General features: G+C 33.4%; 12 protein-coding genes. 4 read left to right on the top strand and 8 right to left on the bottom strand.

Translation table 11 applies throughout. The annotated features are described in order from the left end of the window. Nucleotides 1–201: 201 nt before the first annotated feature. Nucleotides 202–2,979, bottom strand: a complete 2,778-nt coding sequence (locus Q1B37_RS10365; RefSeq protein WP_299898460.1) for an outer membrane beta-barrel protein — start codon at nucleotides 2,977–2,979, stop codon at nucleotides 202–204. Between the two features lie 608 nt (nucleotides 2,980–3,587). On the opposite strand from Q1B37_RS10365, the gene Q1B37_RS10360 reads away from it, so the two are divergent. Then, a complete protein-coding gene (locus Q1B37_RS10360) occupies nucleotides 3,588–4,037 on the top strand; it encodes a hypothetical protein (RefSeq protein ID WP_299898458.1) in 450 nt (149 codons plus the stop codon). Nucleotides 4,038–4,336: 299 nt separating this feature from the next. Here Q1B37_RS10360 and der read toward each other — a convergent pair whose 3' ends face one another. The 4 genes from der to era form a co-directional block, all read right to left on the bottom strand. After that, nucleotides 4,337–5,644 (bottom strand): ribosome biogenesis GTPase Der, encoded by a 1,308-nt coding sequence (gene der / locus Q1B37_RS10355; protein ID WP_299898456.1) that lies wholly within the window; start codon nucleotides 5,642–5,644, stop codon nucleotides 4,337–4,339. A gap of 250 nt (nucleotides 5,645–5,894) precedes the next feature. Next, nucleotides 5,895–7,421: a choice-of-anchor I family protein gene (locus Q1B37_RS10350; protein WP_299898454.1), complete on the bottom strand. Its 1,527-nt coding sequence runs from the start codon at nucleotides 7,419–7,421 to the stop codon at nucleotides 5,895–5,897. Between the two features lie 184 nt (nucleotides 7,422–7,605). Beyond that, nucleotides 7,606–12,402, bottom strand: coding sequence for a collagen-binding domain-containing protein (locus Q1B37_RS10345; protein WP_299898453.1), 4,797 nt, complete (start codon nucleotides 12,400–12,402; stop codon nucleotides 7,606–7,608). Nucleotides 12,403–12,783: 381 nt separating this feature from the next. Beyond that, on the bottom strand, nucleotides 12,784–13,665 hold the full coding sequence (era, locus tag Q1B37_RS10340) for a GTPase Era (RefSeq protein WP_299606065.1): 882 nt from the start codon (nucleotides 13,663–13,665) through the stop codon (nucleotides 12,784–12,786). A gap of 295 nt (nucleotides 13,666–13,960) precedes the next feature. Here era and Q1B37_RS10335 point away from each other — a divergent pair, with 295 nt between their 5' ends. Continuing rightward, a complete protein-coding gene (locus Q1B37_RS10335; RefSeq protein ID WP_299898451.1) occupies nucleotides 13,961–15,901 on the top strand; it encodes an OmpA family protein in 1,941 nt (646 codons plus the stop codon). A gap of 87 nt (nucleotides 15,902–15,988) precedes the next feature. Here Q1B37_RS10335 and Q1B37_RS10330 read toward each other — a convergent pair whose 3' ends face one another. From Q1B37_RS10330 to Q1B37_RS10320, 3 genes are all read right to left on the bottom strand, one after another. After that, complete coding sequence (locus Q1B37_RS10330; protein ID WP_299606060.1) at nucleotides 15,989–16,525, bottom strand: hypothetical protein; 537 nt, start codon at nucleotides 16,523–16,525, stop codon at nucleotides 15,989–15,991. A 107-nt stretch (nucleotides 16,526–16,632) separates the two neighbouring features. Beyond that, nucleotides 16,633–17,979 (bottom strand): sodium:alanine symporter family protein, encoded by a 1,347-nt coding sequence (locus Q1B37_RS10325; protein WP_299898450.1) that lies wholly within the window; start codon nucleotides 17,977–17,979, stop codon nucleotides 16,633–16,635. Nucleotides 17,980–18,084: 105 nt separating this feature from the next. After that, on the bottom strand, nucleotides 18,085–18,558 hold the full coding sequence (locus Q1B37_RS10320) for an RNA methyltransferase (RefSeq protein ID WP_299898449.1): 474 nt from the start codon (nucleotides 18,556–18,558) through the stop codon (nucleotides 18,085–18,087). Nucleotides 18,559–18,751: 193 nt separating this feature from the next. Here Q1B37_RS10320 and Q1B37_RS10315 point away from each other — a divergent pair, with 193 nt between their 5' ends. Together Q1B37_RS10315 and Q1B37_RS10310 are read left to right on the top strand one after the other, a co-directional pair. Then, nucleotides 18,752–19,318 (top strand): hypothetical protein, encoded by a 567-nt coding sequence (locus tag Q1B37_RS10315; RefSeq protein ID WP_299606052.1) that lies wholly within the window; start codon nucleotides 18,752–18,754, stop codon nucleotides 19,316–19,318. A 282-nt stretch (nucleotides 19,319–19,600) separates the two neighbouring features. Next, nucleotides 19,601–22,651 carry a two-component regulator propeller domain-containing protein gene (locus tag Q1B37_RS10310; protein ID WP_299606050.1) on the top strand — a complete coding sequence of 1,017 codons (3,051 nt, stop codon included), beginning with the start codon at nucleotides 19,601–19,603 and terminating at the stop codon, nucleotides 22,649–22,651. Nucleotides 22,652–22,656 lie beyond the last annotated feature (5 nt).

Raw genomic sequence — 22,656 nt, 5'->3', positions numbered from 1 at the left:
AAGAGGAAAAACTATAATCTCCCAAAACACACAATATCCAACACCCATCCAAAACTTTTTACTAAAAAAGTCCGATTTCTATAGTAACATATCTTCTTGTTTTGACACTATAACGAATGTCACCTTTCCTGATAATACGGATTGACAACTTACATCTTTAGCATCCTATCCCAAAAAGCTAACATCTCTTTTAAGAAAGTTTTAATCAAAGAAAAAATTATCTTTTCCAACCTCTCCCTTTTTTCCCAAACTATTAAATTTATAACTAAAACTCAACATAAAATATTGCTGTAAAACTGTACTTTCTGCATCCTCAATATAATTAGATGTCGCAATACGTCTTGCGTTGTTATTTTGATTTAGCAAATCATATATTTTTAAAGTAACAGTTGCTTTCTTTTTCCATAAAGAATAAGCGACTGTGGTATTCCAAAACCAGGAGCTTCGTTGAAAGCCGGCTGCTACATCTGGATTATAATTATATTTGATATCATTACTCCATTCTAAATTTTTAGGCACAAAAGTTGTTGTTCTTAGCCATAAATCATGCCTTAAAAAATCTCTATTATCAAAGAGATCAATATCATAAGTAGTATTCGTAAATGAAATACTATATCTAGGTCTTAATTCTAAAATATTTTTCCATGTAAACGTAAAACTAAGATTAGGAGTTAATGAGGTAGTATTAGTCCTGTATTGTATTTCATTATTAAAATTTACGATCCTATTTATATTACCATATAGCCCAAGGCCTACTTTTATAGTTCTTAATGAGTCTATTTTATAAGATTTACTCTTTGATAAACTTCCATAAATTCGATAATCGCCATTAACATTATCAAAAGTTGTATTTGACACCAAATTTTCATCAATGATCGTTCTTGCCACTACTTTATCGTTGGTTGCTCGAATATTAAAATAACTATAAAACCCTGATCTTTTCTGAAAATCATAGTCATTAAACCCAACATATACGCTATGCTCATTAGAGGGTTTAAGATTTGGATTTCCTGTAATAGTATTTAAAGGATTGGAAACATCCTGAAACGGTTGAAGTTGGGAAATATCTGGTGGCCTATTACTTAACTGATATCCCGTGTACAATGAAGCTTTTGGACTAAATCTATAATTAACTCGCCCATTAAGTTCAATAGCATCAAAGTCTTGTTCAAATTCGACACCTCTTAGTTTGTCTTGATTTTCTAAAGTCCTAAACACATAACCAGTACCAACACTTGCTGATAGTTTTTTTCCTTGATATACTAATTTTGCTCCTGGAGTCTTTCTTGTATTAATAAATCTAAAGTCAGTGCTTAAATCTTCATTAAAGTCATCATACTGCTGTGTAACTGTGTTAAAATTAAAAGTACTTTCCAGGTTTTCTCTAACATCCCATCTATATGAGTAAGAGACATCTAAAAATACCTTTTTTGAAATTAAAGGATGTCTATACGTAATATTAGCATACCAACTTGTAAAAGAATTTTCTGTATTTGTAAACTGATCTCTAGATAAGGTTTCGGGTAAGTCTCCAAATATATCTGTATTTGATTGCAGAAACTCATCACTAGAAGCATTATTAAATCCAGCAGAGGTATTAACCTTTAGAAAAGCACCACGATTACCAAACCTCTTGGTTACATCGATATCATTTGTAAATCTTTTATCTAAACGTTCCGAATTGGTAAAAAGATTTGATCTATTAAGTTGCACTCCATTTTCATCTCTAGAACTATCTGTACTCTGAAAACGAGAATCAGATGTTATAAATTTTAAAGATGGTTTTATATTGATTAAAAAAGTAGAATCCACTTTAATATCAAAACTAATATTCACATCATGATTATCTATTTTACTAATAGAATTAGAAGAAGAAGTAGAAAAAAAACGCGTGTCTGGCAGGATGTTTTCTCGCTCACTAAGCCTTTCATTTTCTGAATCTGTTGAGCCATAAAAATAGTTAGCATTCACATTTATTTTATTATTTAAATCATCAGTGTAGTTAACCCCTGCATTTCTAGAAGTCACTATACCTTCTCCTCCTCCAAAAGAGATTCCATCAATAGAAAATGCTCCACTATCGTTTACAGACATGCTTCTGGCTCCTCCGAACATCTTCCGTATCTCACCAAAACTAAATCCAGGCGAGTTGATATTATTCCCTCCCATTAAAACACTAATCCTTTGATCATCATTAAAATAATTAATAATCCCAGCTGCTTCATAACGTTCATCTGTTCCAATACCGGCTGCGACTCGACCAAAAGTTCCTTTATTTTTATCTTCCTGGATTGTTATATTTATGGTTTTATTTTCTCCATCGCCTTCTTCTCCAGCAAATGCTTCTGCATCTGTTTTAGTATCTGTAACCTGAATTTTATCGACAATGTCTTTAGTTAAATTTCTAGTAGCAATTGTAGGATCGTCTCCAAAAAAAGGTTTTCCATTTACCAAAATCTTATTGACTTCTTTTCCATTCACTCTAATTTTTCCGTCATCGCCAACCTCAACTCCTGGTAACTCTTTTAATAAATCTTCAACATTAGCATCTTTTTTAGTTTTAAATGACGCTACATTAAATTCTAAAGTGTCTTTTTTTATCGTAACAGGAGCTCTTGACTTTACTAGCACTTCGTCTAATGATTCTACTGCAAAATCCAAATTAATTTGCCCTAAATCAATTTTTGGATTTGTAAGCTTAATTTTTTTAAAATAGGGTTGATATCCAATTGACGAAATGAAAACCTTCGCTTCTTTTCTTGGAGTGTTTCCTAAAAGTTGAAAATTACCTTTTGCGTCAGAAATCGTATACGTAATTAGCATACTATCTTTCACAGCTTCTAAATACACCGTTGCGGCTTCAATTGGAATGCTTTTTTCCGCATCGGTTATTTGGCCTGTAATTGAAAAGTTCTGTGCATGCAAAAGGAAAGAACAAAAGAATAATATACTCAGAAGAGTAATTTGTTGTATTTTCATGTATAAAATTGATTGAAGAATTTGTGATTACTTAAAACTAATTATCCATTATTCATTAAGTGTTCGTAAAAGCAAAAATGTTACCTTCATTTTATGCTTTTTTTTGAAAAAGTTTATATACCACTTTTAAGAGAAGAAAGAAATTGAGAAAATCTGCACTCAACCATTTTTTTAGATTATATTTTTATTAAGAAAATAACTCTAAAAACACATAAAAAATCATGTAAATCTATTTTAGGATTAATATAAACTTTTTTAGGAAGAGACAGTATTTCAGAAAACGAAATTCCACTGCTGGCACGAACGTTTTGCTCGTGCTTAGCACAACACATTTAAAAACAAAAGTTGTACGTACCATTTCACAACTTTTGTTTAATTTGATGTAATAAGTAGAAAGCAAAAGTTTCCTAATATATCTGTTGCATACTTTACTAGCTTTATTATTTGGCTGCTAGATTAATTTAGGTTAATAAAATAGAAAAGCCACCAGTTACAAACTAGCGGCAGCGACGGGAAAGAAACACCATCAAATACAGATACTAATGTATTGAAAGAACAAAGAAGTATATTACTTAAACAAGTTGAAAGTCAACAAAAATAATTTCAAAATGCAAAAAGCACTTATTTTTTTAGGAACTATAATTTTATGCCTTAGTTGTTCGACCGTTCCTAAATCTTATTTTAATGATGAGTTATGTACTCCTAAAAAAGATTATCAAGAGAAAAAAGCTCTTACAGCATTTAATGCTTTAGACGATAAATATTCATTGATTGTTTTTAAATCAGCTTTCAATGGAGAGAAAATTCTAGTAACAAATGATTCAGATTCATTATTAAATCAACAAATCCACAGTGATAAATCCATGGGATTAGCTAAAGTTATTTGTATTAATAGAAATTATAGAACAGAAATTACTGAATTAGATAATGGTTATTCTTTTACACTTGATTTGGAAAACACAAAAAAAGGTAAATATATTTATATTAGTAAAGATCAATATTCTAAGAAGATTAAATATGAAATAGTCTATAGTAATGCCTTATGCGGATTTAAATAATCCAGATCCCCGCTACCGCTAGTCTGTGACTAGTGGCGTCAAAGATTGGCAATAACAAACAAGCAATCTAAAAGCTATACTATATCGGTATAGCTTTTGTTTTATTTGGTAATATGAGTAGAAAGTATAAGTTTCCTAATACATCTGTTGTATACTTCGCGAGCTTTGCTATTGGGTGCTAGATTTATTTGGATAATACAATAGGAAAGCCACTAGTTACAAACTAGCGGCAGCGATTGAAGAATTAGTGTCAGACAGATTGCAAATCCACGCTATCTTGATTGCTTCATTTTCAGGGTTTACTTTTTCCTAAAATACACTGCTACGGGTACACCATGAAAATCAAATTGTTTTCGTAATTGATTTTCGATAAAGCGTTTATACGGATCTCTGATGTATTGTGGTAGATTACAGAAAAATGCAAACTGCGGTTGAGGTGTAGGTAATTGCATGCAATATTTAATCTTTACATACTTTCCTTTATACGCAGGTGGTGGATTATGCTCAATAATAGGAAGCATGGTATCGTTCATAACACTCGTTTTGATCTTTTTAGAACGATTTTTATACACTTCTACAGCCGTTTCAATGGCTTTAAATATACGTTGCTTGGTTAACGCAGATATAAACACAATAGGCACGTCTGTAAATGGCTCTATTTGCTTACGAATATACTTTTCGAAATCTTTAAGGGTATTGCTTTCCTTATTTTCGATCAGATCCCATTTATTTACCAGAATTACAATTCCTTTTCGGTTGCGTTCTGCTAACCAAAATATATTCTGCACTTGTGAATCAAATCCTCGCGTAGCATCTACTAACAATAAACATACATCACTATGTTCTATCGCTCTTACCGATCGCATTACGGAATAAAATTCTAAATCTTCTTTCACCTTCGATTTACGTCGGATTCCTGCAGTATCTACAAGATTAAATTCAAAACCAAAACGATTGTACTTGGTATCAATAGCATCTCTTGTAGTTCCCGCGATATCTGTAACTATATATCGATCTTCGCCGATAAGGGCATTAATAAAAGACGATTTTCCAGCATTTGGTCTTCCTACTACAGCAAAACGTGGTAGCTCAGAAACTTCTTCTTCTTCTTGTTCTGGCAGAGCTTCTACTAAAGCATCTAATAATTCTCCTGTACCGCTTCCGTTAATACTAGCAATAGTATAATATTCTCCTAATCCCAGATTATAGAACTCAACAGCATCAGCAGCTCTTTTGGCATTATCAACCTTATTTACCGCTACAAAAATTGGCTTATCTACTTTGCGCAACAGATTGGCGACTTCTTCATCCATACCAGTAATACCAGATTCTACATCTACCATAAAGATAATTGCATCGGCTTCATCGATAGCAAGTTCTACTTGCTTATCGATTTCTGCTTCGAAGATATCATCACTACCAACTACATAACCACCTGTATCGATCAATGAGAATTCTTTTCCATTCCAATCACTCTTACCATAGTGACGATCACGAGTAACTCCACTCACCGCATCTACGATAGCTTCTCTCCTTTGGATCAGTCTATTAAAAAAAGTAGATTTTCCTACATTTGGTCTCCCTACAATTGCCACTATATTGCTCATTATCTCGAATTCTAAAATTTGTGCAAAATTAGTCTTTTTATTCTTCCTAAACTATTGATCCTGTAAGATGAAGTAAATAAAATGTAATGAAATAGGTGTAAAAAACGAAAAAGCTCAACGGTCAGCGCATCGACCTATTGAACTTTTTCATAATTGATAGTCAGTCAGTGAAATAATTACTTACCTCAAAGATATAAACAAATCTATATAAGTTGGTTACTGTAAAACATCAAAATTTTTATGGATGCTTTTATTTCACCTCGTAGATAGCCACAGAATTAGATACTTCGTGTGTAACAATCACCAAAGCATTACCTGTTGGACTATCCTCTGCTTTAACGGTAATCAATCCTTCTGGAGAGATATCAGCTGCATCACGCAACCAATCGATAAACCTCGGATTTACTGGATTAGAAATATCATACACCATTACTCCTCCTGTTCTTTCTAAACCTACAAACAACAACGTACTTCCGTCAACTTTTAGCACTTCTACAGCTTCTGGCTCTGCTCCTTTATCATCAGATCTATTATCTACTCCATCTCCTTCATTACTATTAAAGGCGCTAGGATCAAATTCAAATACGGTTCTTGCAATCTGATCACCACTATCGTATACTTTTGCTCCTGTTGTAGTCCAAATGGTAAAAGATCTTCCTCCATAAGCATAGATTTGATCTACATCACCATCTCCGTCTATATCACCATTAGCAGTAGTTGTCTTTAAACGTCCAAGATTTTCGTCTAATTGTAATGTCTCAGCATCTGGATATGCAGTAGGATCAAGTGTTAAATCTTTTACTCTTTCTTCTTCAGAATATCCATCATAATCTCTTGCATCACCTTCGTTTGCAGTAATTAAAAATCTCGCTCCACGTATTTTAGCAAATGTCATAGCATCTGGATGATAATACCCTAATACTGGCCAGTTCTGAAAGTTTCCAACAATATCATCTCGATCACTCGCATCGATCTGGTTTTCTGGTAATGAATAATCCTTAGTTCCCAAACCAGTAATATAACGTACCGTTTTAGTTCTTAAGTCTATTACGGCAATACCATTATTTTCTTGTAATGCTACATACGCTGTTCTAGAATCATCAGATACAGCTATATATTCTGGTTCTATATCCTGAGCAAATGTTGCATTTGGACCAAAAACCCTAAAATCATTGCCAATAGAAACACCATTAAACCTAGTAAACGTTACCTGGTGCACTTGACCTGTTGCTACTTCTATAATCGTTACAGAACCTTCTGGATCAATGGTATACTCATCGTTTGGCTCTCCTTCATTTGCAGCTATAATATATTTGCCATTTGGACTAAATGTTACCATGTCTGGTAATGCTCCTGCTTGATAGGTTGTTAGCAAAGTTTGTGAATCTGCATCGTATGTTGCTACTGTACCATTTGCCTGTTTATCTGCTGCATTTTCTAACGCTACAGCAACCAGTCCATCATGTACTGCTACACTATTAGGAATTCCGTTTAAAGAAATATCTGTGCCAGCTACTGGATTAGAAGGATTAGAAAGATCCCATACAGAAAGTTCCACATCATTAGGATTAACTACAAACAGTTTTGCTGTTTCTGGATCAAAAGCAGAAATTTCTGCAAAGCCTTCATCTCCAGTTCCGTTGATAAATCCTCCGATTTTGTTAAACGTAAGGTCGTCTGTATTACCACCTCCACCTTGATAATCATCGAGATTACAAGAATAAAATAATCCTAAAGCCCCAATTACAAATAGACTTGATTTGTTAAAGATTTTCATTATTAATTTGATTTGCGTTAGCTAGCTAAATTCAATAATGCATATATCCTTAATGTTACCATAATAATAAATTACGTCTATTTTACGAATTCTTAGAGTTAAGAAATTGTTAGATAGAAAAAGCGCTCTAAAAAGTGTTACTTTTTAGAGCGCTTTCAAATTTTAAGCTATATCGAAGAAAGTATTATTCTATAATAAACTTCTTATATTCAACACCTTCTTCTTTGTGTATCTTCACTACATACACTCCTGATTCCATTGATTGTGTCATGTTAAACACTAACGAATTTTTACCATTCGTAATTACTGACTCTTTTGTAGGAGTCATTCTTGAACCATTCATATTGTAGATAGTTACTCTTACATTTTGTTCTTTCTTAGACATGATATCTATGGTCATATCTTCTCCAGAATGTAATACTGTTGGATATAGTTTTGTACTTATAATACTCTCATCACAATTATCCACAAATACGGTAACCTCATCAGAATCGCTACAGTTTCCTGTAGTTACTGTAACTGTATAATTCGTAGTAACTGGTGGAGATACAATAATAGTTCTTGTTGTTTCTCCGTTAGACCATAAATAACTATCTCCGATAGAAGCTGTTAAAGTTGCCTCCTCTCCAAAACCTTCACATAAAAATCTATCTCTTCCAGCACTTACCTCTAATATCGTTACTCCTACTATAACTTCATCCATAGATTCACAAGCTCCATCTGTAACAATTACAGAATAAGTAGTTGTATTTCCTGGTGATACTGTTATAGTTCTAGTTGTTTCTCCTGTAGACCATAAGATATCTCCTTCCCCTTCTACCGACAATACAACTTCCTCTCCTAAACAGATTTCCTGATCTTCTCCAGCGTCAGCAACTAGTGAACAACCTTCTACAAATACCGTAACTTCATCAGTTGCTGTACATCCATTATTAGTTATGGCAACAGTGTATGTTGTAGTTTCTTGTGGTGAAACTTCGATACTAGCTGTAGTTTCTCCTGTAGACCATAGAATAGCTCCTTCTCCAACAACAGTTAGTGTAGCGGTTTCTCCTACCGTGATTGTTTGATCCTCTCCTGCATCTGCAGTTGCTGAATTTACTGTAACTGTTACTTCATCTGTAGCAGAACAGTTTCCATTCGTTACTGTAACTGTATATTCTGTTGTAGCATCTGGCGAAACATCAATACTTGCTGTAGTTTCTCCTGTAGACCATAGAATAGCTCCTTCTCCAACAACAGTTAGTGTTGCCGTTTCTCCAACGCAAATAACTTGATCATCTCCAGCATCGGCTGTAGCCGAACCTACTGTTACTACTACCTCATCTGTAGCAGAACACTCACCATTGGTTACTGTAACTGTATATTCTGTTGTAGCATCTGGCGAAACATCAATACTTGCTGTAGTTTCTCCTGTAGACCATAGAATAGCTCCTTCTCCAACAACTGTTAATGTAGCTGTTTCTCCAACACAAATAACTTGATCATCACCAGCATCTGCAGTAGCATTATCAACGGTAACAGTTACCTCATCTTCTCCAACACACTCTGTACATCCAGTTACTGTAACAGTATATGTAGTATCTTCTTCAGGTGAAACGGTAATACTTTGTGTAGTTTCTCCTGTAGACCATAAATACTGTACTTGTCCTTGTCCTTGAGAAATGCAATCTCCTAAGTTTATATTAAAATCTCCAAACGAATCTGGGTTTCCTTCTAAGTTAAACCATCCAGATCCTCCGTAAACAGCTGGAGTATATTCGAATACGTTAGCACCATTTCCTACCTGAAAAGCTTCACCTCTTCTGGAGATATCATAACTTAAATCACCTCCAATTTGTGTAATCGTTCCACTGATTCCTGTATAATATACCCAACCTGTTGCATCTTCTGTTTGACAAGAACTTGCTTTAGGACTTCCTGCTGGCGGTGTATCTGTAAATCCAGTAAAGGTAGCATCTACTGTAAAAGCAGTGTTCGTGGAATTGTATTCAAATACTTCTCCTTTTAACGTTGCAGTTCCATCAACAGCATTTTCACTCCAAACAAGATCAACGTTTCTAAACCATAATCTGGTTCCGTTATCATTTATGAAAACAACAAACTGATGATGTCTTCCTCTGCAATAGTCAGTATCTTTAATACCATATTCTATACAATCACCACAATTATCTATACCCGTAGCTTGTGCAGTTAAAGTAACTTCTTCTCCTAAACAAATCTCTTGATCTTCACCAGCATCAACAATCACTGGATCATTAACTACCACCGTAACCGAATCTGTAGCCTCGCAACTTCCACTAGTAGCTGTAACAGTATATGTAGTTGTTTCTGTCGGAGATACTGTAATACTTTCTGTTGTCTCTCCTGTTGACCATACAAATGTACCTTCTCCGGTAGCTGTTAGTGTTACTTCTTCCCCTAAACATACATTTTGATCATCTCCTGCATCTACCACAGCAGATTTCACAGTTACCACTACTTCATCAGTTGCTGTACAACCATTACAATTAGTAACAGTAACTGAATAGGTAGTATCCTCTTCCGGAGAAACAGTAATTGAAGCTGTAGTTTCTCCTGTAGACCATAAGAAAGTTGTATTACTCGTTTCTGAGGAAATACAATCTCCAAAATTAAAATTAAAATCTCCTACAGGATATTCATTATCATCTGTATCAAACCAACCACAAGCTCCAAATTTTCCTAATTCAGTTTCTGTTTGATTTGCTCCATTACCCATCTGGAAAGCTGGCCCTCTTCTAGTTAAGCTAGTTGACCAAGATCCATCTTCACTAGTAATTGTTCCAGTAAATTCTGTATAATATTCCCATGCTGATTCGTTTTCATCATTACAAACATGTGATTTAGGACTATTTGCTGGTGCTACCGAAGTTTTTCCGGTAAATACCACGTCTACTTCATAATTAGATTGTGTTACCGTATAATCAAAAACAGTACCTTTTAATGTTGCAGTTCCATCAGCAAGTTCATTCCATTCTAGATCTACGTTAGAGAAAAATCTATTACCTTCTAACCACAACACATAGTTCTGATCTCCACGACAATACTCTGTATCCTGAATACCATATTCTACACAGCTTTCACAACTTTCGTTGTTGTCTGTAGTAGCAGTTAATGTTACTTCATCTCCAAGACAAATTTCCTGATCATCTCCTGCATTTACCGTAGGAGCTTCATTAATGATTACCTCAACGGCATCAGAAGCTTCACAATTCTCACAATCTTTAACAGTAACAGTATATGTTCCTCCTTCATTAACTGTAATAGAAGGTGTAGTTTCTCCTGTAGACCACAAATAACTTACTTCTGTATTTGTTGTTGTAACACAGTCGCCTAAGTTAAAGTTAAAATCTCCTCTATTGTATTGACCATCTGTAGTATTGAACCATCCACAAGCTCCTAATTTACCTAGTTCCGTTTCCGTAACATTTGCTCCATTTCCTAACTGAAATGAAGGACCTCTTCTAGATAAATCAATAGACCAAGATCCATCTGTACTAGTTACTGTACCAGCTAATTCTGTATAATAAACCCAATCATTCGTATTCTCTGAATTACACTCATGGTTTTTAGGACTATTAGCAGGTGTAGAAAATGTTTTTCCAGATAAAACTGCGTTCACTTCATACGTAGTTTGCGTAAGGGTATGATCAAAAATAGTTCCTGTAAGCGTTGCAGTTCCGTCTGCCAACTCATTCCATTCTAGATCTACATTAGAAAACCATCTTGGATTGCTCCCATCCGTTAACCACATCACGTAGTCTTGATCTCTTCTACAGTTATTCGTATTTTCTACTCCATAAGTCCCAATACAATCCACACACTCAGAAGCTCCATTAACTCTGGCAGTAAGAGTTACTTCTCCTTCTCCACAGAATTCAGAATCTTCACCTGCATCAACGGTAAGTTCGCAAATATTGTTATCCGTACAAGCATCAAAAACATGTTGATGTAATTCTCCTTGGATATGATAATAATTAGCAGCAATTACCTGACCATTAATATTTCCTGAAGAATCTTTTGTAACATCTGATTTTGGTGCAAACAAACTTCCTATAATTGTAGAACCCCCTTTTAGTGTAATACTATTGTTATTATAAAAATTCCAAATAATAAATGCTCCTTGCGGGTCTCCTATTCCAGCTATGTTTAAAATATTCCATTCAAAATCACCTGGTGCATCTACATTAATAATTAAAGGAGTATCCTGATTAGGGGCATTCTCAAAAGTTAAGTATGGAAGATTTTGCAGTTGAGCTCCCGTAAGGTTTAATACATTCACAGTATTTGGAGCTAATGAAATTTTATTATCACTACTAACCGTAAGATTTGGTGTTAACAGACTATAATCTAATGATCTCGTTTCAAAAGCTCTAAAAGCCGCTTCAAAATCTATTAAACCTCCATTACTAACAGAGTTCTCTACTTGTTTTCTTTGTACCTGTACTCTAGGTTTTGCATCATAATCTCCAGAAGTTACTCTTGTATTTACAGATGCGTTATTTCTATCTAAATCAAATACAGAAGAACCATTAAGATCCCCAACTTTCACATATCCTTGATTTAAATGAATTCCTTCTCCAGAAGTATAAATTATTCTTCCGTTTACCACTAATGATGAAGGCTGATCATCACCGTTAAAAAAATTAGTACCGGCAGTTTGTGCCGCTACAGTAATGATACCATCCATTGTTAAATTTCCACCTAATGCTATAGGCCCTTCGGTATCACCTCCTTTGAGTGTTGTATTATATCTTACAAACGCGTTATACCCTAATGCTTCTCCTAATGGATTGCTACATACGGTAGCAGGAGCACTATTATTTTTATCTAATACAGAATTAAATCCTGTTGTCATCATAAAAATGACGATCATGGTTAGGCTAAAGATAGTCGCTCCAACATTTGTTGCGCTTATCTTTCGGCTTAAAGAGTTAAGCTTTTTAGTAAATATTGACATTGTGTAGTTTTTTCTTTTGAATTCGGAGATCCAATATGGTTAATTATTTTGGGTTATTTCATAAACAATTACAAGACAAAAAGAGTCAATAAATTCATTATAACATGAACTGTATTGTCTATTGTTTATTAAATTTTAAAAGTAAAACGTTATTAAAAAACGAGTGAAGTTAAAGTAAGTTTCATATCATATTTTAGGGCTTTAGATATTTGTTATGTAACAAAATTAGAAGATTCGCATTAAAAAATCATAGAAAAACCTATAAAAACGTTTAAATGCAAGGTTTTATCTTTCAAATACAGTTTTACCGTAAATCGTTAAGTTGGATAACTTATAAAAATCTTACAAACAAAGTTTTAGAAGAATTTAGAAGTGCTATGATTATTGATTATAACCAAAACGTTTTAATTGACGCTGATTATTTCTCCAATTTTTATTCACTTTTACGTACAACTCTATATGTATCTGCTTTCCAAAAAACTTCTCTAATTCCTTTCTAGCTTCTACTCCAACTCTTTTAAGTGCAGAGCCTTTGTGACCTATAATAATTCCTTTTTGAGAATCTCTTTCGACCATAATAACAGATCTAATCCTAATGATTTTTTCGTCTTCAAAAAATTCTTCTGTTTCCACTTCTACAGCATAAGGAATTTCCTTTTTGTAATGCAACAAGATTTTTTCTCGAATAGCTTCATTTACAAAGAAACGTTCTGGTTTATCGGTTAGCTGGTCTTTAGGATAAAAAGGTGGTGAGTCTGGTAGTAATTCTACAATCCTTTCAAAAACTTCTCTTACGTTAAAATTTTCTAACGCAGATATTGGATATAACTCTGCATTTGGAACTTTTTCTGACCAAAACTTTACTTGTTCTTCTAATTGTTCCTGGTTGGATTGATCGATTTTATTTAATAATAAAAACACTGGGATCTTAGCATTTGTAATTTTCTTAAAAAAAGCTTCATCCTTAAGTTCTTTCTCACCAATTTCTACCATATATATAAGAACATCTGCATCTTCAAAAGCAGATTTTACAAATCCCATCATAGATTCCTGCAATTCGTAAGCAGGCTTGATAATCCCTGGAGTATCCGATAAAATTACCTGAAAATCATCACCATTTACGATTCCTAAAATTCTATGCCGTGTTGTTTGCGCTTTTGAAGTAATGATGGATAACCGTTCTCCAACAAATGCATTCATTAAAGTTGATTTCCCTACATTAGGATTTCCTATAATATTTACAAAACCAGCTTTATGACTCATACTTATAATTTTGATGCAAAGTTAGTTGATTATTTCACAAAACTACGCACTCCTAAAAACTATTATCTTTTTCAATTGATTAAAATTTATATACATAAAACACAGAAAAATCTGATATAGAAATACAATCTAAAGGTACTCTTGTTAATTTTTTGTAAATTCAATTCCAGTATATTTTCAAAAACCCCTGAAAATAAATTATTGACATTAAAATACTGGGATCATTTTGGGAAATTGTTCTATATCATTTTTTATTAATTTCAAGACGTTTCATACGGTATCTATTTATGCTGTCATGACGTTATTTTTGATATCAATAAATTGTTTTTCTCAAAGCACAGAAAAGTTACTTTCTAAAGCGGATCAAAATTTTGAAGCATTAGCCTATATTAATGCCAGAGACATCTATCTCGATGTTGCAAAGAAAGGATATTCATCACCAGACTTATACAGAAAATTGGCAGATTCCTTTTATTTTACAGGAGAACCCGAAGCATCTATCGAGTGGTATGAAAAATTGATCTCGAATTTTTCTGATCAAATTAAACCAGAATATTTGTTCCGCTATGCGCAAAGTCTAAAAAGTGCTGAACGTTACAATGAAGCGGATACTGTTATGGAAAGATTTAATTCGATAACTGGTAATGATAAACGAGCCAAATCTTTTGTTGACAAAAGAGATTACTTAAATTTTATCGAAATGCAATCTGGTAAATATGACACTTATACATTAGATATAAATTCTGAATTTTCGGATTATGCTCCAAGTTTTGATTATAAAGGAAATCTTGTTTTTGCCTCTTCCAGAAGTAAAAATTCAAAACTACATGAATGGAATAAAATGCCTTTCTTAGACCTGTTCTCCTCAAAAATAAATGACGATAATATATCAACAAAGGAATCTAAAAAACTAAAGGGTAAGATAAACTCTAAATATCACGAATCTTCTACTAGTTTTACAAAGGATGGGAATACTATGTATTTTACCAGAAACAATTTCACCAATAACAAATTAGGAAAAAGCAGAAAAGGTGTTGTGTTACTCAAATTGTATAAAGCAACATTCATTAATGAAAAGTGGACTAATATTGAAGAACTACCTTTTAACAGTGATAATTATTCCATTTCGCATCCGGCACTAAGCCCTGATGACAAACAGTTGTTTTTTGCAAGTGATATGAGAGGAACCCGAGGTAAGTCTGATTTGTTCGTCGTAGACATACTTCCAGGAGGAGGCTATGGGAAGCCTAGAAATCTTGGAGATTCTATTAATACCGAAGGAAGAGAGACATTCCCATTTGTGAGCAACAGTGGACAATTATATTTTGCCAGTGATGGTCATGTGGGACTTGGAGGTTTAGATGTTTTTGTTGCTATCCCAAAAGAAGAAAACTCTTATGAAGTATTTAATGTAGGGAGACCTATTAATAGTCCAAAAGATGATTTTTCTTTTGTTATTGATGAAGAAAACAGAACAGGTTATTTTGCCAGTAACCGAAAAGGAGGGAAAGGAAATGATGACATTTATAGTTTTAAACAAACCGAAGAACTTATCACTTCCTGCAAAGAGTATTTAACTGGAATTATTACTGATGAAAAAACAGGTGAAACAATTGCAAATGCTGATGTTATCTTATTGGATACAGATGGAAATGTGATTAATGAGATCAAATCTGATTATAATGGTAGTTATAACTTTGAAGTAGAATGTGATAAGCAATATATTATAAGAGTAGCAATCGATGGTCTTAATCCTAATGATATTATTTTTAGATCAGACAATACCTATGAAACTCTTAACAATGTACCTATCAATTTCACAAAAGAAAAACTACTATCTACATCATCCGAACCTGTTTCTATCGGTGACGATATAGTAGACCCTTTACAATTAAATACGATTTTCTTTGACCTAGATAACGATGAAATAAGACCTGATGCAATTGCTGACTTACAAAAAGTAATTGCCGTTATGCAACAAAATCCTAATTTAAAAATTGAAGTACGTTCGCATACTGATAGCAGATCAAGCTATTGGTATAACAAAAGACTTAGTGTAAAACGTATGCGAGCGACGGTACGATACATAATCAGAAATGGTGGTATACATTGGCGTAGAATTAGAGGAAAAGCGTATGGTGAACGAAGACTTAAAAATAAATGTGCAAATGGTGTTCCTTGTACAGAAGAAGAGCATCAAGAAAATAGAAGAAGTGAATTTATTGTAAGAGAATAAAACTACTGTTTGCTTGAAAATGCATCTTAAATTATAATACAAACACGAGAAATTAAAAATGATATTCCTCGTGTTTATCTTAAATAATTAAAGCCCTAGAATATTTGCATCTACTCGAAATACACAATCGACTTTTATCTTATGATCTTCATTTATGGTTTCATCGGTAGTGGTGGAAGCTCTCAGAGTAAACGAGTCTTTTTTTAAGAACTCTTTTAACTCTGCTCGGGTCGTTTCCAACTCGATCACCTTTAGGTTTTCATTTTCTAAATCTTCGGCAAATGCGATTTCAGTTTCTTCTAATCCCTCTGCATCAATAAATAACCTAACCTCTTGAAGAAAGTTAAAATCTCCACTTTCCGGACTTTCTATGATAAGGCTAAGTCTTTTTAATTGAATACTCTCTATTAGTGAACTACTCGTATTATTACTTTCAAATTCGGATTCCGAATTAGTTGGTACCGGAGGTGTTTCTATACTTATTGGCACATCAATAATTGTTGTTGAAGCCACTGTAAATTCAGAATCGTAGTCAATCTCAAATACTGTTAGTCTTTCCAATTCTTCACAGGAAACAAAAAAAAGCATCAATATTACAGATGATAAATAGGTAAACTTGTTCATATTTTCAAAAATTTGGGTTAGAACAAATATATACGAAAAATAGGAGACTTTGGTTTTCTGTAGTTTCTCCTATCAAATAATACTAGTTTAAAAAGTAGTTTTACAGATTATTTGGAAGTGATTTTTTCAAAGTACGTTTTTGCCTTGTCATTTACCTTTTTTGACAATAATAACCCGGAAATTACGGTGGGAATCGCCATTAAGGCAAATGCGCTATCTATTAGGTTAATAGCAAAATCTATTTTTACGACCGCAGCAACAACAATAGAAAGTATATAGATATAATTATAATACTTTCCGAATTTTGGTTTGGTTAAAAAACCTAGACAAGTAACTCCATAATACGAAAACGAAAATAAGGTTGAAAAAGCAAAAACTAGTACCATAGTAATTACCACAATATCTCCAATCCCATAAGGCAATACAGAATTAAATGCAGCTAGTGTAAGTGAAATTCCATTATCGTCAGAGTGCTGCCAAACACCAGTAGACAAAATAGCTAAGGCTGTTAAGGTACATACTAAAAGGGTGTCTATTGCAGGTCCAATCATAGCTACCAAACCCTCTCTTATGGGCTCGTTCGTTTTTGCGGTTCCATGCATCATCGGAGCAGTTCCAATTCCAGCCTCATTAGAAAAAGCGGCTCTTTTTACACCTGTTTTTATTAGATATCCTAAGGCACCACCAGCTGCCGCTTCTCCAGAAAAAGCATCAGAAAAAATCAACATAAACATTTCCGGCACCTTATCGATTTGTAATATTAATATGGTAAATACAGTAATAAAGTATAATACCACCATAAAAGGCACTAATTTACTTGCAACAAGACCAATCCTTTTAATTCCTCCAAGAATGACAAATGAAGCTATAACCGCTAAAACAATTCCTATATATAGCTTAGTATGATCCTCCCAATCTAGAACATCTACCAGTGTCTGTGTTAATTGATTAACAGTAAAAGCGGGTAATGTTCCTATTAATCCAGCAATAGCAAAGAAAACTGCTAATGGTTTCCAACTTTTCCCTAATCCTTCAACAATTACATACATCGGACCACTAAGAGTTGTACCTTCTTTACTTTCCGATCGATACATAATCGCCAGAGTACAGGTATAAAATTTAGTCGCCATTCCAATTACAGCACTTATCCACATCCAGAATATTGCTCCAGGTCCACCCATAACCAAGGCTACTGCCACTCCACTAATATTCCCCATACCAACTGTAGCGGCTATTGCAGATGATAATGCCTGAAAATGGCTTAATTGTCCAGGAGCCTCTTCATTATCATACTTACCTCGTAATATTTGAATAGCATGTCCGAAATATAAAAAAGGAGTAAATCGAGAATATAAAAGAAAAAAGGCTCCTCCGCCAATTAAAAGAACTAACAAGGGCCAATCCCAAATCCATGAACTGAATTGGGCTATAGATTTCTCAATTATTTCGAACATAGAACTAAATAAGTTATAAATGTACTATAAAAAAAGTAGTTCTATTAAACTGTTGTAAATTGAGGCATAAAGATATATTTCGATTCGGACGCGCTTCAAGAACTTTTATGAAGATGCTCTAATAAACCTTGGCTTATCTATACCTCTATCATACATCACTATACTTCCAGCTACAGCAACATTAACACTTAGCTCAGATGAAAATTTTACTAAAAAATGTGACTTTTCGATTGCTAATTTAGACAAACCGTGATCTTCTGCTCCTAATAGATACACACACCTTTTTGGATGATGAAAAGTTTCTAGTGGAACTGCTTCTCCAGTCAATTCTACTCCTACAAGCATAGCTCCTTTTGGTAAGTGACTATAAAAATCTTCGAAAGTATTATAGTGAAAATATGGCATGGATTTTACCGCATTATGAGTATCACAAGCTTGCTTAGCATAACGATTACCAATAGTAAAAATATAACTAGCGCCCATATTTTGCGCGGTTCTCCATAATACTCCTAAGTTCTCTGGCGTTTTCCCATTTTGGATTCCTATTCCAAAAAACTCATTCTCGAAATTATTTATCATAGCGCAAAAATAACTATTAGATATGAATCACTATACAACGAATTCTCAATAAGGAATATTCCTTCATTATGTTAAAACCGTAATTAGTGATACGAATTCTAAATTGATTCTAACGAATTCTAAAACCAGCAATTTTGAACGGTGTAACGCCTATACATTTGTATCAAATAATCAACCTCAAAATAATACTGTTATGAAAAAGATCATTGTTTTTTTCATCCTAATTTTAGGATTTCAGTTTATGAAAGCGCAAAGTTTTCAGAAAACAGGAAAGTATAAAGCAGTTACTGAAATTAAAGAGAATGGGGCAGAACAACTGACTTGCATTGTTAATCTGATTCGTTTGGGGGGAATTTCAGAAAACGTTTTTACTTTCGAAGTAAAAGACAGTGAGCTTTTTGAGGACATCTTTATCACCACCTTGGAGAACCCAGGTCTGGAAGGGATCTCTGAGGTGATTAAGATGGAAGTGGAATATTTAGCCTGTTGTGCTGAGGTAGATTCCTATTATTTTATGGTGAATGATAAAAATGAACTAATTAAGTTACCACATCTAACGAACGTTTATTGCGATAATTCAAACACCGATTCTCAATATACTTTTCCTAGCCAAGAGTATGGTATCCATGGAAATATATTAGAAACTGAAACATTATATAAAGAGACATCTGAAATAAAATACGTAAATCTAAAACAAAGTTTTACCTGGAATGACAACAAGGTTACTACTCCAAAAAATACAGCGATTACCAGTAATTAATTTATTGAATATAAATTCAGCGAATTTCTATTATTCAATCATATTATTTTATTGCGCTATTTTATTTGTTTTTATGGTTCTATTGAGCATTAAGATGTTATAATATCATATTAAAACCATTGTATACGGCAGGCGCGTCCAATTATTTCCAATTTGTTTTTTCCCAAAAAAACTGCCTGCTTGTATACGGTTTTACTTTATTTTCCTTTTTATCATAAGTATTTTATGGGTACCGTTAACAAGAAATCAAGTTTGATTATATTTGTTATCAAACCAAAAGTTATGAGCCCCAATCGCTTTTCATACCTACTATTCCTTTTATTATTATATATCGGAATTGGAAGCTCCAATAAAATCACAGCCCAGAATAATGGCTTAAGAGCCTATACCTTAGAAGATGGACTACCGCAATCACAAGTTCATGATATTATCCAAGATGATATCGGATATCTGTGGTTAGGAACTCGTGGCGGTGGACTTAGCAGATTTAATGGAGAGGAATTTGAAACCTGGAATGAAGATGATGGGCTTTTATCGAATTATATTCATTCATTACTTTTCGTTAATGACAGTTTATTCGTAGGTACACGATTAGGACTTTCGATAAAAACAAAAAAACAATTCCACAATTTTGAAGGACTTCAGATCAATAAGATTTTTAGAATTCATAATAAAACCTATCTAGCATCAAATGTTGGAATTTATATATACACAGCTCGTAATGGCCTGAAAAAAGTACAATTAGATCCTAGAATCAATACCAGTATTGTAAATGATATTGTATTCGACGGAAAGCTATTTTGGATCGCAACTAATAAGGGGCTTTGGAAACTAAATCAAATTCATAAAGATGCGAGCATTATGGTGCGTCATAGTGCTTACAATTTTAGCGCTGCTCTTTATCATAAAACCAAAGTATTTGCTTCCGCTTTAAACCAAGGAACTCTAGTTTTAAACACCAATGCCAAAAGCTATGGAAATAAATGGATACAGGAAACACTAAATGTTAATGATATTTCGATCATTAACAATGAACTATGGTTTTCTACCAGTAATGATGGAGTTACCATTTTAGATGCTACCAACTATCGATTAAAGAAAAAAATAAATCGTAAAAACGGACTAGCTGTATCTAATATCAGAAAGAGTATTACAGATCGTCAATCGAATATTTGGATCGCTACTTCTGGAGGTGGATTTTATAAATATTCTCAGAATAACTTCACACATTACAATCAAGATACAGGTTTAAAAGGAAATCGCGTATACGCTGTCCATCATAAGGATGATGAAATCTGGGCTTCTAACTCAGAAGCTGGACTTATAAAAATTGATAGCGCAGGAATTCATCAAATAAAACAAGATAAAAAATTATCTGAGTTAAAAATTAAAACGTTAACTAGTGATAGCCGTGGAAACATATGGGCTGGTACTGAAGGAAAAGGTATTATACTTAAAGAGATAAAACTTAAAGACAGCATTTTTACTACCAAAAGAAGATCTAAAAGGGCTAAGAAAGATACCATTACTAAAGAAGTTATTAAAAACTATGTAATCAATAAAAAAAGAGGACTTTCCTCTAACTGGGTAAGATCAATACACATCAGTAACGACACCGTTTGGGCTGCCACCTACTCCTCTGGAATTACCAGATTTATTTATGATTATAGAAGACATAAGGTGAAATCTGTTCGCAAATTTGCTAAAAGAAGAGGAATCAAAGACTTAGAAATTAAGTATATGTCAGCCGATAAAAAAGGTAAGATTTGGTATGCTACAGAAAATGGAAGTCTTGGATTTATAAAAAGAAATAAAGTCACTCACCTCGGCAATGTCCTAAATCAAAAAGTAGCCATAAACAGCTTTGTTTTTAAAGACAAGAAAATGTATTTAGGTACTGCTGGACAAGGAATTTGGTGGGCTGATCTGAGTGAAAAAGAACTTTCTTTTAAAAAATTAAAAGGCGAAAAAAATCTATACTCCAACAATATCTATCAAATGATATTTGATAATGAAGAAAACTTATGGATTGGGACCGAACGTGGTGTGGATCGTGTAGAAATTAATTTACTCAATCAAATTCAGGATATTTTTCACTATGGTCGCAATGATGGTTTTTTAGGTATCGAAACTTGTCTTAATGCGATTACTAAAGATAATGATGGGAATTTATGGTTTGGCGCTATCTATGGCCTAACAAAATATGAACCAGGAGAAACAGATAAAGAACCCATAAAACCTGAAATTCATTTCGAAAATATTGAAATAGCATACCAAACACTAGATTCCATTAATCCAGACGATTGGGCTAAAAACAATTATGTTTTACAATTAACTCCAGAACAAACGGAGTTATCCTTTAGTTATAAAACAATCGATTTAGATCACCCTAATGATATAGAATATCGATACCGTTTAAATAGTACTGCCTGGAGCCCTTGGTCATCAGAAAAAAAGCAGAACCTGGCTGGATTAGCATATGGAGCACATTCTTTTTCTGCACAATCTAGAAATTATCGATGGGAAGAAAGTCAACCCATAACGTTCAATATCTTTATAGACAGTCCTATTTATGAAAAACTTTGGTTTCAACTGACCATGTTAGGTATTCTTCTTTTAATAGTGACCCTTATTGCCCTATTTTACATTAGAAAAGTAAAACTTAAAAACAAAGAAGAACGAGAAAAGCTGCAGATGCAAAACCACCTCCTTTCATTAGAACAAAAGGCCTTACGTCTTCAAATGAATCCTCATTTTATCTTTAATGTGTTAAATGGGATTAAAGCGATGGGAACTAGTAATCCATCAAAAATGAATAGCACCATTAATACTTTTGCTACGTTATTAAGAGAAACTTTATACAATTCTAGAAAAGATCATATTACCTTGGATCAGGAAATGAAAACCTTGAAACATTATATAGAAGTAGAAAAACTAATGGCCACAAAACCATTTGATTATACTATTTCTATTGATTCAGAATTTGATCCAGAAGAAGTACTTATTCCACCGATGCTAATACAACCTTTTGTAGAAAATGCTATACGACATGGAATCCTAAAAGGAAATAAAGATGGAAAATTAAAAGTCTTTTTTGATACTAATGAAGAATTCTTACATTGTAAGATATTAGACAATGGGATGGGTATTTTTCAATCCCAAAAAGCGAAGGCAAAAACGGATCATCAATCCATGGCATTGACGGTTACCAGAGAAAGATTAGAATCTATTTCGGGAAAAGACGCCTTACAGATTAAAGAAATTGTACACGAAGATTCTTCCATTGAAGGAACTGAAATTTCGTTTAAAATACCATTACTAACTGATTATTAAGTTAA

It is taken from the genome of uncultured Aquimarina sp., assembly GCF_947492965.1.
GTDB lineage: Bacteria > Bacteroidota > Bacteroidia > Flavobacteriales > Flavobacteriaceae > Aquimarina.
The sequence above is the reverse complement of the archived record's forward strand: the minus strand, read 5'-3'. Positions and strand labels throughout refer to the sequence as shown.

Coding starts and splice junctions, on each gene's coding strand:
- Q1B37_RS10365 (WP_299898460.1), bottom strand. CDS start 2,979: ATGAAAATACAACAAATTACTCTTCTGAGTATATTATTCTTTTGTTCT.
- Q1B37_RS10360 (WP_299898458.1), top strand. CDS start 3,588: ATGCAAAAAGCACTTATTTTTTTAGGAACTATAATTTTATGCCTTAGT.
- der (WP_299898456.1), bottom strand. CDS start 5,644: ATGAGCAATATAGTGGCAATTGTAGGGAGACCAAATGTAGGAAAATCT.
- Q1B37_RS10350 (WP_299898454.1), bottom strand. CDS start 7,421: ATGAAAATCTTTAACAAATCAAGTCTATTTGTAATTGGGGCTTTAGGA.
- Q1B37_RS10345 (WP_299898453.1), bottom strand. CDS start 12,402: ATGTCAATATTTACTAAAAAGCTTAACTCTTTAAGCCGAAAGATAAGC.
- era (WP_299606065.1), bottom strand. CDS start 13,665: ATGAGTCATAAAGCTGGTTTTGTAAATATTATAGGAAATCCTAATGTA.
- Q1B37_RS10335 (WP_299898451.1), top strand. CDS start 13,961: ATGACGTTATTTTTGATATCAATAAATTGTTTTTCTCAAAGCACAGAA.
- Q1B37_RS10330 (WP_299606060.1), bottom strand. CDS start 16,525: ATGAACAAGTTTACCTATTTATCATCTGTAATATTGATGCTTTTTTTT.
- Q1B37_RS10325 (WP_299898450.1), bottom strand. CDS start 17,979: ATGTTCGAAATAATTGAGAAATCTATAGCCCAATTCAGTTCATGGATT.
- Q1B37_RS10320 (WP_299898449.1), bottom strand. CDS start 18,558: ATGATAAATAATTTCGAGAATGAGTTTTTTGGAATAGGAATCCAAAAT.
- Q1B37_RS10315 (WP_299606052.1), top strand. CDS start 18,752: ATGAAAAAGATCATTGTTTTTTTCATCCTAATTTTAGGATTTCAGTTT.
- Q1B37_RS10310 (WP_299606050.1), top strand. CDS start 19,601: ATGAGCCCCAATCGCTTTTCATACCTACTATTCCTTTTATTATTATAT.